Annotated in this window: 10 protein-coding genes; 4 read left to right on the top strand and 6 right to left on the bottom strand. The window is 75.8% G+C overall.

Annotation, left to right across the window (positions count from 1 at the left end; genetic code table 11):
* The first annotated feature begins 18 nt into the window (after positions 1 to 18).
* The 4 genes from TPA0908_RS23125 (at position 19) to TPA0908_RS23110 (ending at position 7,347) form a co-directional block, all read left to right on the top strand.
* Positions 19 to 2,352, top strand: a complete 2,334-nt coding sequence (locus tag TPA0908_RS23125) for a TIM-barrel domain-containing protein (protein ID WP_281941196.1) — start codon at positions 19 to 21, stop codon at positions 2,350 to 2,352.
* Positions 2,353 to 2,432: 80 nt separating this feature from the next.
* Entirely contained in the window at positions 2,433 to 3,680 is a 1,248-nt protein-coding gene (locus TPA0908_RS23120) for an ROK family transcriptional regulator (protein WP_281941194.1), read from the top strand.
* A 236-nt stretch (positions 3,681 to 3,916) separates the two neighbouring features.
* The gene (locus TPA0908_RS23115; RefSeq protein WP_281941192.1) at positions 3,917 to 6,337 is read left to right on the top strand and encodes a beta-glucosidase family protein; all 2,421 of its coding nucleotides are present in this window, start codon (positions 3,917 to 3,919) and stop codon (positions 6,335 to 6,337) included.
* Entirely contained in the window at positions 6,334 to 7,347 is a 1,014-nt protein-coding gene (locus TPA0908_RS23110) for a LacI family DNA-binding transcriptional regulator (RefSeq protein WP_281941190.1), read from the top strand. The genes TPA0908_RS23115 and TPA0908_RS23110 overlap by 4 nt, the downstream gene beginning before the upstream one ends.
* A gap of 11 nt (positions 7,348 to 7,358) precedes the next feature.
* Here TPA0908_RS23110 and TPA0908_RS23105 read toward each other — a convergent pair whose 3' ends face one another.
* The 6 genes from TPA0908_RS23105 to TPA0908_RS23080 all read right to left on the bottom strand — a co-directional run bounded on the left by TPA0908_RS23105 (position 7,359) and on the right by TPA0908_RS23080 (position 12,690).
* Complete coding sequence (locus TPA0908_RS23105) at positions 7,359 to 8,048, bottom strand: hypothetical protein (protein WP_281941189.1); 690 nt, start codon at positions 8,046 to 8,048, stop codon at positions 7,359 to 7,361.
* Positions 8,049 to 8,056: 8 nt separating this feature from the next.
* Entirely contained in the window at positions 8,057 to 8,653 is a 597-nt protein-coding gene (locus TPA0908_RS23100) for a LuxR C-terminal-related transcriptional regulator (RefSeq protein WP_281942668.1), read from the bottom strand.
* Between the two features lie 41 nt (positions 8,654 to 8,694).
* Positions 8,695 to 9,936: a sensor histidine kinase gene (locus TPA0908_RS23095; protein ID WP_281941188.1), complete on the bottom strand. Its 1,242-nt coding sequence runs from the start codon at positions 9,934 to 9,936 to the stop codon at positions 8,695 to 8,697.
* 105 nt (positions 9,937 to 10,041) lie between these two features.
* Positions 10,042 to 10,551, bottom strand: a complete 510-nt coding sequence (locus tag TPA0908_RS23090; RefSeq protein WP_281941186.1) for an NUDIX hydrolase — start codon at positions 10,549 to 10,551, stop codon at positions 10,042 to 10,044.
* A 10-nt stretch (positions 10,552 to 10,561) separates the two neighbouring features.
* Positions 10,562 to 11,386, bottom strand: coding sequence for an SDR family NAD(P)-dependent oxidoreductase (locus TPA0908_RS23085; protein ID WP_281941184.1), 825 nt, complete (start codon positions 11,384 to 11,386; stop codon positions 10,562 to 10,564).
* Complete coding sequence (locus TPA0908_RS23080; protein ID WP_281941182.1) at positions 11,383 to 12,690, bottom strand: flavin-containing monooxygenase; 1,308 nt, start codon at positions 12,688 to 12,690, stop codon at positions 11,383 to 11,385. The genes TPA0908_RS23085 and TPA0908_RS23080 overlap by 4 nt, the downstream gene beginning before the upstream one ends.
* Positions 12,691 to 12,717 lie beyond the last annotated feature (27 nt).

Genomic DNA, 12,717 nt, shown 5'->3' with positions numbered 1-12,717 from the left:
CGCCGCGAGGAGACGCCCATGCCGTACCGCCCGCCCCTGGTCCCGTACGAGACGTTCGTGGCCGACCCACCCGACCTGCCGGTGCGTGCCCCCGGCGAGGAGGGCGCCGACGACGTGCTGCGGGCCGAGGTGGCGGCGGTCGAGCCGCACGGGGTCACGCTCACCGCCACCTGCTCCTCCGGCCGCACGCTCGTCGCGCGCGTCGAGGCCGCCGGGCACGGGATCATCCGGGTACGGCTCACCGACGACCTCTCGGTGCGCAGCCGCTCCGCCCGGGCGCTGACGCTGACCCGGCCCGTACCGCACCCGGCCGAGGTCACCGTCGACGACGCGTACGCCCGGGTGGACGCCGGCGGTGTGCGCGCCGAGATCCGCCTCGACCCGTGGGGGCTGCGCTTCCTCGACGCCGACGGTCGGCTGCTGGTGGCCGCCGACGGCGGCACCCGCGACATCAGCGGCCGGCGGCGCACGCTGCCGCTCGGACGCTCCACCTCCGACGGCGACCCGGTCGCCTGGCACGAGAGCTTCGTCGCGCCCGGCGACGAACGGTTCGTCGGCTTCGGTGAGAAGTTCACAGCGCTGGACAAGCGCGGCCAGCGACCGTTGATGTGGAACTTCGACGCGTTCGGGGGCGAGTCCGACCGGTCGCACAAGAACGTGCCGTTCTACCTGTCCGACCGCGGCTACGGCGTGCTCGTCGACAGCGGCCTGCCGGTGCAGTTCGACGTCTGCGCCAGCACCCACAGCAGCGTGCAGATCCTCGTCCCGGACGACCTGCTCGACTACTACGTGCTGGCCGGCCCGACACCGGCGCGGATCCTGGACCGGTTCGACGCGCTGACCGGCCGGCCGTACCTGCCGCCCCGCTGGGCGTTCGGGGCCTGGATCTCCTCCGGGTTCTTCCCCGACAGTGAGCAGCGGGTGCGCGAGCGGGCCCGCCTCATCCGCGAGCGGGACGTCCCGTGCGACGTGCTGCACCTGGACTGCTACTGGCAGGTCGCCGGCCGCTGGTCCGACCTGCGCTGGGACGAGCAGGCGTTCCCCGACCCGGCCGGCCTGCTCAAGGACCTGGCCGAGGCGGGCTTCCGGGTGTGCCTGTGGATGAACCCCTACCTGATGACCGACAGCCCGCTGTACGCCGAGGCCGAGGCCGCCGGCTACTTCCTGCGCCGCCCCGACGGCGACACGTACGTCGCGGACACCTGGCACGGCAGCTATCCGGTCTGCGCCATCGTGGACCTGACCAACCCGGCGGCGGTGCGCTGGTTCCAGGGCCTGCTGCGACCGCTGCTGGCCCAGGGCGTCGCGGTGTTCAAGACCGACTTCGCCGAGGGGGTGCCCGCCGACGCGGTGGCGCACAACGGCATGACCGGCGTCGAGCTGCACAACGTGTACGCGCTGCTGTTCAACGACGTGGTCGCCGACGTCACCGAGGAGGTCGCCGGGCACCGCACGGTGTGGGCGCGCTCGTCGTACCTGGGCGGACAGCGGCACAGCGCGCAGTGGAGCGGCGACGTCAACGCCACCTGGCCGGGCATGGCCAGCACGCTGCGCGGTGGGCTGTCCCACGGGCTGTCCGGGGTGCCGTTCTGGAGCCACGACACCGGCGGCTTCCACGGCACGCCGGAGCCCGACCTGTACGTGCGCTGGACGCAGTTCGGCGCGCTGTCGCCGCTGGTCCGGCTGCACGGCACCACCAGCCGGCTGCCGTGGGACTTCCCGCCGGAGGCGGAACGGCACGCGGTGGCGGCGCTGCGGCTGCGCTACCGGCTGTTGCCGTACCTGTGGTCGGCGGCGGTGGACGCGGCCCGCACCGGCAGCCCGATGCTGCGGGCGTTGCTCGTCGACACCCCGGACGACCCGACCGCCTGGGCCATCGACCTGCAGTACCGCCTCGGCGTCGACCTGCTGGTGGCGCCGGTGCTCGACCCGGGCGGGGAACGCGCCGTCTACCTGCCTGCCGGCGACGACTGGCTGGACGCGGCGACCGGGCAGCGTCACCCCGGCGGCCGGCACCTGCGGGTGCGGGCGCCGCTCGACCGGCTGCCGCTGTACGTGCGGCGCGGCGCGCTGATCCCGACGGTGGCGCCCGCGCCCACCGTGCCCGAAGGCCCGTTCCGCGACGTCACGCTGGTGTCGTGGGGCGGGACCGACGGCGTGACGGTGGTCCGCGACGACGACGGCGACAGCACGGTCACCGCCGTCCGCGACGGCGACACGCTGCGGGTACGCGTGGACGGGCCGTTGGACGTGCGCCGCGTCAGCGTGGTCGGCGCGGACGCGCCGCGCCGGGTCGTGCTCGACGGCGAGCCGGTCCCGGTGACCCCGTTCGCGCCGTGGTTCGGCGGCTGAGCCGCCCGGCGGGCACCAAGCCGATTTAGTTTAAGCTTTGGCCGAACCCGACGGACGGCGGCGCAGGAGGCGGACAGCACGTGATCAGCATCGACCGGCCGGTCCAGACGGCCGACCTCGGCGACGTGCGGGTCGCCAACCGGGCCGTGGTGCTGCGGCACGTGCGGCGGCACGCGCCCTGCTCCCGCGCCGACGTCGCCGCCCGCACCGGCCTCAACAAGGCCACCGTCTCCAGCCTGGTCAGCGAGCTGATCGAGCACGGGCTGCTGCGCGAGACCGGGCTGACCGAGAACCGGGTGGGCCGCCCGGCCACCATGCTCGTGCTCGACGGCGCCCGCTACGTCGGGCTCGGCCTGCAGATCGGCGCCGACGAGCTGGTCGTGGTCGCCGCCGACCTGAGCGGCGAGCGGCTGCTCACCTGGCGACGCGCCTTCGCCGCCGCGCTCACCGGCCCCGAGGAGACGGTACGCGCGCTCGCCGCGCTCACCCGCCGCGCGGTCACCCGGGTCACCGGCGCCGGGCGCACGGTGCTCGGCCTCACCGTGGGCGTGCCCGGCCTGGTGGACGCCGACGGCGCTGTCCCGCTGGCCCCCGCGCTGGGCTGGCGTGGCGTGCCGCTCGCCGCCGAGCTGCGCCGCGCGCTACGCGACCCGGGTTTCCCGGTCGGCGTGGACACCGACGCCAACCTCGCCGCCTCGGCGGAGCTGCGGCACGGCCCGTACGCCGGCACCGCCGACCTGATCCACCTCACCGGCGGGCTGGCGGTCGGCGCCGGCCTGGTCAGCGGCGGCCGGCTGCTGCGCGGTGGCCGGGGCTTCGCCGGCGAGATCGGCCACCTGCCGGTCCTGGCCGGCGCTTCCCCGTCCGCGACCGCGGGGCTCGGGGACGCGGCGTGCCGGTGCGGGCGCCGGGGCTGCCTCGCGTCGCTGGCCGGCGTGGACGCCGTGGTGCGCCGCCTGCTGCCCGACGCCGCGCCGGACGCGCCGGTCACCGACTACCTGCCGGAGATCGACCGGATCCAGGCACTCGCCCGCGCCGGCGACGAGCCGGTGCGCACCGGGCTCACCGAGATCGGCCGGCACCTCGGCAGTGCGGTGTCCGTCCTGGTCGACCTGCTCGACCCGGAGGTGGTCGTGGTGGGCGGCCACCTGGCGACGCTCGCGCCGTGGCTGCTGCCGGCCGCCCGCACCGAACTCGCCGCCCGCACGCTCGCGCCGCCGGCCGGGGTCCGGCTGGAGGCCAGCACGCTCGGCTCCGCCGCCAGCGCGTTGGGCGGCGCCACCGCCGCACTGGCCACCGTGGAGGCCGGGCAACTACCCGCCGCCTGACCCTTGACCGCACCGGCCCCGGATGCCAACCTCGGTAGCGCCGCTTCCGGACCGGGCAATCCGTGGGCGGCCTGTTTTCCGGCGGTTGTCGAAGCGCTTCACCGCAGCTCCGGGCCGACCCGCCGGCCGACCACCCCACCCCCTTTTTGCGTGCGTGCCGCCGTCCTCACCACCCGGCAATCGAAGCGCTTCGATGGCCGGGAGTGTGACCCGCACGCCCACCGGAGGCGCCCGCCATGACCGACCCCACCCCCCACCGCGTCGACGACCTGCTCGCCCGCCTCACCGTCGCAGAGAAGCTCGGCCTGCTGCACCAGTGGCAGGCGCCCGTCCCCCGGCTCGGCCTGCCAGGGTTCCGCACCGGCACGGAGGCGCTGCACGGCGTCGCCTGGCTCGGCGAGGCCACCGTCTTCCCGCAGGCGCTCGGCCTGGCCGCGAGCTGGAACCCGGACCTGATCACCGCCGTCGGCGCCGCCGTCGGCGACGAGGTCCGGGCCAAGCACCGCGCCGACCCCGACCGGGTCGGCCTCAACGTGTGGGCGCCGGTGGTCAACCCGCTGCGCGACCCACGGTGGGGACGCAACGAGGAAGGCTGGTCCGAGGACCCCTGGCTCACCGGCCGGCTCGCCACCGCCTACGCGTCCGGGCTGCGCGGCGCGCACCCCACCCGGCTGCGGACCGCGCCGACGCTCAAGCACTTCCTCGGCTACAACAACGAGACCGACCGGGCGCTCACCTCCAACGACCTGCCGCCACGCGTGCTGCACGAGTACGAGCTGCCGGCCTTCCGCGCGCCGCTGGCCGCCGGCGCGGCGGTCGCCGTGATGGCGTCGTACAACCTGGTCGACGGCGTGCCGGCGCACCTGAGCCCGCTCATCGACGGCGAGTTGCGCGGCTGGGCCGACGACGAGGTGATGGTGGTCGGTGACGCCGGCGCGGTCGGCAACATCGCCGGCATGCAGAAGTACCTGCCCGACCACGTGGCCGGCTTCGCCGCCGCGCTGCGCGCCGGCGTGGACAGCTTCACCGAGGACGACGACGACCCGCGCCCCACCGTGGACCGGCTCACCGAGGCGCTGGCGCGCGGGCTGGTCGCCGAGTCCGACGTGGACCGCGCGGTCCGGCGGATCCTGTCGGTCCGGCTGCGCCTGGGCGACCTGGACCCGCCCGGCCACGACCCGTACGGCGACGTGCCGGCCGACGTGGTGAACTGCCCGGCCCACCGGGAACTGGCCCGCGAGTCGGCCCGCCAGTCGGTCGTGCTGCTGTCCAACGACGGGCTGCTCCCGCTCGCGTCCGACCGGCGGGTCGCGGTGCTCGGCCCGCTCGCCGACACGGTGCTCACCGACTGGTACAGCGGCACCCTGCCGTACGCGGTCAGCGCGTTCGAGGGGTTGCTCGGGCGGCTGCCCGAGGTCACCACCCACCCGGGCGTCGACCGGATCACGTTGCGGGTCGGCGACCGGGCCGTCCGGTGCGTCGACGGCGGGCCGCTGACGCTCGCCGACGCGGCGCCCACCGAGTTCGAGGTGGTCGACTGGGGGCAGGGCGTGGTGGCGCTGCGCGCGGCCCACCACGGCCGGTACGTGGGCGCGGACGACACCGGGGCGCTCGTCGACGACCGTCCCGGCCCCGGCGGCTGGGTGGTCCGGGAGACGTTCCGCCCGCGGCACCGGCCCGACGGCACCGTGCTGCTGCACCACCTCGCCACCGGCCGGGACGTCGGCGTCGACCCGGCCGGCCGGTTGAGCGTCGCGGTCGGCGAGCCCGCCGCGTTCACGGTGGAGCTGCGCGTCGACGGCGCGGCCGAGGCCGCCGCGCTGGCCGCCGCCGCCGACGTGGCGGTGGTGGTGCTCGGCAACCACCCGATGGTCAACGGCCGGGAGACCGAGGACCGGGTCGACCTGGACCTGCCGACCGGCCAGCTCGAACTGCTGCGCGCCGTGCACGCCGCGAACCCGCGTACCGTGCTGGTGCTGACCAGCAGCTACCCGTACGCGGTGGGCTGGGCCCGGGAGCACCTGCCGGCGGTGCTGTGGAGCGCCCACGGCGGACAGGAGCACGGTCACGGGCTGGCCGACGTGCTGCTCGGCGACGCCGACCCGGGCGGACGGCTGACCCAGACCTGGTACGCCGACACCGCCGAGCTGCCCGACCTGCTCGACTACGACGTGATCGGCGCCGACGCCACCTACCTCTACCACCGGGGCGAACCGCTGTACCCGTTCGGCCACGGGCTCAGCTACGCCGAGTTCGACTACGCTGACCTCCGGTTGAGCACCGCCACGGCGCACACCGACGAGGAGGTGGAGGTGAGCGTCGAGGTCACCAACACGGGCCGCCGCCCGGGCACCGAGGTGGTGCAGCTCTACACCCGGCAGCGACGCTCCCGGGCCAAGCAGCCGCTGCGGCAGCTCCGCGACTTCGCCCGGGTCACCCTGGAGCCGGGGTGCGCGGCCCGGGTGACGCTGCGGCTGCGTACCGCCGAGCTGGCCTGGTGGGACGAAACCCGCGGGGCCATGGTGGTGGAGGACGCCACCCACTCGCTGTTGGTGGGCCGCTCCGCCCGGGACGTCCGGCTGGTGGGCGCGCTCGCCGTGCACGGCGGAGACGGGGCGGCCACCTCGGCGGCGGAGCGCTCCGGGACGGCCCGGTGAGCGGCCGCGCCGCGGGCGAGCAGGTCACCATCGCCGACGTGGCCCGCCACGCCGGGGTGGCGGCGAGCACCGTGTCGTACGTGCTCAGCGGCAAGCGGACCATCTCGGCGGCCACCCGGGGGCGGGTGCTGGCCAGCGTCCGCGCGCTGGGCTACCACCCGAACGCCGGGGCGCGGGCCCTGGCCAGCCGCAAGGCCAACGTGATCGCGTTGGTGCTGCCGCTGCGTACCGGCATGCAGGTGCCGGTGGTGATGCGTTTCGCCACCGCGGTGGTCACCACCGCCCGTCGCCACGACCACGACGTGTTGCTGGTCACCGCCGACGAGGGGCCGGCCGGGTTGCACCGCATCGCCGGCAGCGCGCTCGTCGACGGCGTGCTGCTGATGGACGTGGAGCTGGAGGACTCCCGGGTGCCGCTGTTGCGGGAGTTGGCGTTGCCCGGCGTGCTGATCGGGCACCCGGCCGACAGCACCGGCCTGGCCTGCGTGGACCTGGACTTCCGGCGGGCCGGGGAGCTGTGCGTGGAGCACCTGGCCGCCGCCGGGCACCGGCGCGTCGCGCTGCTCGGCGCCCCGGCCGCCGTCTACGACCGGGGCACCGGCTTCGCCCACCGGACCCGGGCCGGCGTGACGGCCGCGGCCGAGCGGCTCGGCGTCGACGCGGTGACCCGGCCCTGTGAGGAGGGCCCGGCGGCGGTGCGCCGGGACCTGGCGGCGTTGCTCGCCGACCACCCCGACGTCACCGGGCTGGTGGTGCAGAACGAGTCGGCGGTCGGGCCGGTGCTGGCCGCGTTGCCGACGCTGGGCCGGCGGGTGCCGCAGGACGTCGCGGTGGTCGCGATCTGCCCCGACGAGCTGGCCGAACCGTCCGGGTTGACCTGCGTGCCGGTGCCGGCCGAGGAGGTGGGCCGGCAGGCGGTGACGCTGCTGATGCGGCGGCTGGGTGACGAGCCGGTGCCGGAGGTGACGCTGCTGGAACCGACGCTGACCGTACGCGACACCAGCCGGTGAGCCCGCCCTCGTCAGCCGTCCTCCAGCAGGAGCAGGAACCCTGGACGGGGGTTCGCGATGACGCTCACGTTGGCCGCCACGACCACCAGCGCGGCCACGGCCAGCACGGCCAGCAGCAGGCTGAGCCACCGGCGTGGGCGCCACGACCGCACCGCGAGGCCGGTCAGGGCGGCGGCCAGGAGGCCGACCAGCGTGCCCTTCACCACGTGCCAGCGCACGTACTCGTCGAGCATCACGCCCAGCGCGGGCGACACCGGGCCGTGGTCGAGCTGGTCGCGGACCTGGGCCAGCACGACCAGTCGGGCGTCGGCGGGGCCGGCCGTCAGATGCGGCAGGAGCGTGCCGAACGGCGACACGGCCCCCTGGACGTTGGCGATCAGCAGCACCGCCGCGGCGAGCGCGAGCGCCCCGAGCGGCAGCCGGAACCGTCGGGCCCGGTAGGTCAGCGTCACCAGCACCGCGAGCAGCGGCACCGCGATCAGCACCCGGATCAGGTGGGACCGGAACTGGTGGTCGACGGCGTGTTGGAGGTCGGGCGGGAAGTCCGTGCCGCCCGCGGACCAGTAGGCGAGGAAGGCGCGCGGGAAGTCGTCGAGCCGGTCGGGGCCCAGCGCGAGCGGGGCGAGGAAGAACGCGGCGGCCAGGAGGACGGCCATGGCGCGGAGCCCGACGTCGCGACGCCGGGCGGTGGGGGTGGGCAAGGGAACTCCTAGTCGGATTGGCTGCGCAGGTAGGCGAGCACGGCGAGGACCCGCCGGTTGGTGTCGTCGCTGAGCGGCAGGTTCAGCTTGGTGAGGAGGTTGCCGATGTGCTTGGCGACACCGGCCTCGGTCAGGGACAGGATCCGGGCGGTGGCCGCGTTCGAGTGACCCTGCGCGATCAGGCTGAGGACCTCGCGTTCGCGGGCCGTGAGCTGTCTGAGCGGGTCGCGGCGGCGTTGCATCAGTTGCCGGACGACCTCGGGGTCGATCACGGTGGCGCCGTCGGCCACCCGGCGCAGGTGCCCGGCGAACTCGGCCACGTCGCCGATGCGGTCCTTGAGCAGGTAGCCGATGGACCGGCCGGAACCCGAGGCGAGCAGTTCCCCGGCGTAGCTGTGCTGCACGTACTGGCTGAGGGCGACCACCGGGAGCCGGGGGTCCTCGGCGCGCAGCGAGACGGCGGCCCGTAACCCCTCGTCGGTGTGGTTCGGCGGCATCCGGACGTCGGTGACGACGAGGTCCGGGCGGTGCTCGTGGACGGCGGCCAGCAGCGCGGGGGCGTCCCCGACCGCGGCGGCGACCTCGATGCCGAACCGGGGCAGCATCGCGGTCAGCCCCTCCCGCAGCAGCACCGAGTCCTCCGCGATCACGACGCGCACGGCAGCTCCACCCGCAGGATCGTCGGGCCGCCGGGCGGGCTCGACATCAGCAGCCGGCCGCCGGCGGCGGCGGCCCGGTCGGCGAGCCCGGTCAGCCCGGATCCGCGTCCGGGGTCGGCGCCGCCGCCGCCCTCGTCGCGGACCTCCACCACCAGCCGCCCGGCCACGCGCCGGACGGTGACGGTGACCTCGCTGGCGGCGGCGTGCTTCACCGCGTTGGCCAGGGCCTCGGAGATCGCCGCGTACGCGACCGCCTCGACCTCCGCCGGCAGGCGTGCCGGGGCGACGTCGACGCGTACCTCCAGGCAGCTCGCCGCGGCCAGTTCCTCCACCGCGGCGCGCAGGCCCAACTCCCGCAGGGTACGTGGGCTGATGCCGCGGATCAGGTTGCGCAGCTCGGCCATCAGCGTCTTGGCCTGCTCGTGCGCGGCGGCCATCGCGGCGGCGGCCGGCGAGGACGGCGGCAGATCGAGCTGGGCCATCCCGATCTGCATGGTCAGGGCGACCAGGCGCTGTTGGGCGATGTCGTGCAGGTCCCGCTCGATGCGCAGCCGTTCGGCGTCGAACGCGTGCACCAGCCGGGTCCGGGACCGGGCCACCTCGACCAGTTCCTCGGACCGCTCCGGATACAGCAGCATCCGGGCCAGCGCGGCGTGCGCGCCGCCGAACAGCGCGGTCAGGTAGAGCAGGGCCGGGATCAGCAGCAGGCCGCCGCCGGCGCGCGCGACGATGCCGGGCAGCGAGTCGGCGACCGAGATCCGGTGTTCCACCGACACCGGCGTCGACACCACGAGCAGCCCGACGATCCCGAGCACGCCGAGCCAGAGCGGTCCGACGACGCCGAGCAGGACCATGTAGGCCACGGCCCGCCAGGTGGCCGGGTCGGTGTAGAGCGCGCCGCGGCGCCCGGGCGGCGGTGGGGTGTCACCGGCGAGCCGCAGCCGCCACCGCTCGGCCCGGGCCATGAAGAGCGCCATCTGCGGCCCCAGCAGCGCGAGCAGGCCCACCCCGATCAGCCCGAGGCAGGCCGCCACGATCAGGTAGCCGCTGGTCCGCCCGGCGTGCAGGAGCACGGCGGCCGAGATCAGCGGTGTCAGCGGCACCGCCAGCACGAGCCACAGCAGGCCGGCGGCGAGCGCCGTCGTGGCCGAGTAGGCGAACCCACGCCACGGCCAGGCCGAGACCAGGAACCGTCGCCTGGTCACCGCCCTGAGCAGCGTGTCTGTCATGTGACCAGGCTAGGGGGCGGTCGCCCGCCGCCGACAGCGCGCTGGGGCGACCCTCGGGGTAGACCTGGCACTACCGGCGGCGGTCCCGGGCCCGGGGCGTGCCGGTCAGAGGCTGTCCGGGCGGCACAGCGCCGGGTGCCGGTCGCCCGGCGCCGTGTACCAGGGCGCGGCGTCGTCGGTCAGCGCGGTGCCGATCCGCAGCCGGGCCCAGTCGTCCAGGTCGGGCAGCGCGTCGGGGGCGAACCAGGCCACCGCGAGGGACTCGTCGCCGTCGGCGGTGGGTGTCCCGCCGACCGCCCGGCAGCGGAACCAGACGTTGAGGTACTCGCAGACGTCGCCGTTGGGGTAGCGCACGGGGTGGGTGGCCACGCCGGCCAGCCGCACGATCGTCACCTCGACGCCGGTCTCCTCGCGGACCTCGCGCACCAGCGCGTCGGCGGGCTGCTCGCCCGGGTCGACGGTGCCGGCGGGCACCGACCAGCGGCCGTTGTCGCCGCGTCGGGCCAGCAGCACGCGTCCCGCGTCGTCGGTCACCACGGCGCTGATCCCGTAGAGCATGAGCAGGTCGTGGCCGACATGCTGGCGCAGCCGGGCGACGTACGGCGACACGGGCATGCTGGGCAGGCTACCGGCCGCCCTGCCGGTGCCGGCGGACCATGCCGGCGGCCAGCGCCGCGTCGTCCAGGTCACCGGCGGCCACGCGACCGGTGACGGTACGCCGCACCAGCCGGTCGGCCAGGCCCGGCGCGTGCCGGGCCACCGCCAGTTCCAGCCGGCCGCGTCGGGTGGTGGCCACGTCGCGGGGCGCGCGGCGGGCGGCGGCGGCGCGCAGGATCGCCGCGACCACGCCCTCGACCGGCTCCGGCCGGGACACGCCTCGCAGCGACAGGCCGGCCGCGACGGTGCTGTCGTGGATCGGGGAGTCGACCATGCTGGGGTAGACGACGGTGACCCCGACGTGGGTGCCGACCTCGTGGCGCAACGCGTCGGCGTACGCGACGAGCGCGCGTTTGCTCACCCCGTACGCGGCGGCGAGGGGCAGCGGCAGCACGGCCATCCGGCTGGCCACGAAGATCACCCGACCGTGGGCGGCCTCCAGGGCGGGCAGCGCCGCGGCGGTGGTCCGCCACGCGGCGAGCAGGTTCACCTCGATCTGCCGGCGTACCACCTCGTCGGGGGGCAGTTCGGCGGGGGCGGGCCCGCCGACGCCGGCGTTGTTGATCAGCAGGTCGAGTCCGCCGAGCCGGGTGACGGCGGCGGCCACCGCGCCGGGGGTGGCCGCCGGGTCGGTCAGGTCGACGCCGAGCACCGGTGGCGTGGCGTCGACGTCGGCGTGCAGGTCCAGCCCGACCACGTGCGCGCCGGCGGCGGTCAGCGCGGCGCCGAGGTGGCGACCGAACGTGCCGCGGGCGCCGGTGACCAGCACCCGCCGGCCGGTCAGCGCGTTCACCGGGCCGCTCCGGCCCGGCGCCGTCCGGCGGCCAGTTCCCGGCGCAGCTCGGCCAGGTAGGCGTCGAAGTCGACGCGCATGTGCGGCCGGCGGTGCCCCCACCGGGCGGTCGCGGCGTGCAGTTCGGCGCGGCAGGCCGCCGCCTGCCGCGCCCGCTCCGGTGGCGTCCAGGTGCCGGCCAGGCGGGCGGCGACCAGCCGGGCCTGCGCCTCCAGCAGCGGAAACGCCGCGCCGGTGGACTGCATGAGCCCGACGAACGCCAGCCCGGGGGCGTCGAGGTGGAACACGTGCCGGTACAGCGGCAGCCGGTCGGCGCCGTCGCCGAGCAGGTCGGCGTCGAGGAACGGCACCGTCACCCGGTAGCCGGTGCACCACACCACCAGGTCGACGGCGTCGACGCGGCCGTCGGTGAACTCGACGCGGTCGCCGGCGAAGCGGGCGATGCCGGGCCGGGCGTGGATGTCGCCGTGGGTGAGCCGGGACAGCAGCGCGTCGGAGAGCGTCGGATGGTCCTGGAGGAAGCCGTGCGTCGGGGCGGGCAGTCCGTAGCGGGTGGGCGGGCCGACGACGGTGGTGAGCATGCGCTGGCTGATCCGTTGCCGCAGCCGCCAGGGCAGCCGGCGGGCCAGCGCCCCGTTGAGCGTGTCGGCGGGACGGCCGAGCAGGTACTTGGGCACCACCCAGACGCCGCGGCGCAGCGACAGCAGCGTGCGGGTGGCGGCGTACGAGGCGTCGACGGCGATGTCCATGGCCGAGTTGCCGCCGCCGACCACGAGGACCCGCCGGCCGGCGAGCTGTTCCGGCCCGCGGTAGTCGTGGCTGTGCAGTTGTTCGGCGGCGCACTCGCCGGGGTAGGGGTCGGGCCTGTGTGGCGCCCGGTTGTGCCCGTTGGCCACCACCACGGCCTCGACGTCGACCTGCACCGGGCCGTCCGGGCCGGTGGCGTGCACCCGCCAGCCGTCGCCGGCGCGGGTGACCCGGTCGACGGTGTGTCGCAGCCGCACCGCCGCGCGCAGGCCGAACCGGTCGGCGTAGTCGCCGAGGTAGCCGGCGACGCGGGTGTGGTCGGGGTAGTCGGGCCAGTCCGCCGGCATCGGGTGGTCGGCGAACTCGGTGCGGGCCTTGCTGGTGTTGAGGTGCAGCGTCCGGTAGGCCGGGGAGCCGGGCGCGCCGTAGACCCAGAGGCCACCGACGGTGTCGGCGGCCTCGAACGCGACCGCCGGCACGCCGACGTCGGTCAGTGCCTTGAGCGTGGCCAGTCCCGCCGCGCCGGCGCCGACGACCGCCACCCTGGGTGCTGCCATGCCCACCTCCATTAATCCAACGACTGC

The sequence above is a fragment of the Micromonospora sp. AKA38 genome, from assembly GCF_027925725.1.
GTDB lineage: Bacteria > Actinomycetota > Actinomycetes > Mycobacteriales > Micromonosporaceae > Micromonospora.
Note: the sequence above shows the minus strand (reverse complement) of the source record. Positions and strands in the feature narration are given on the sequence as shown.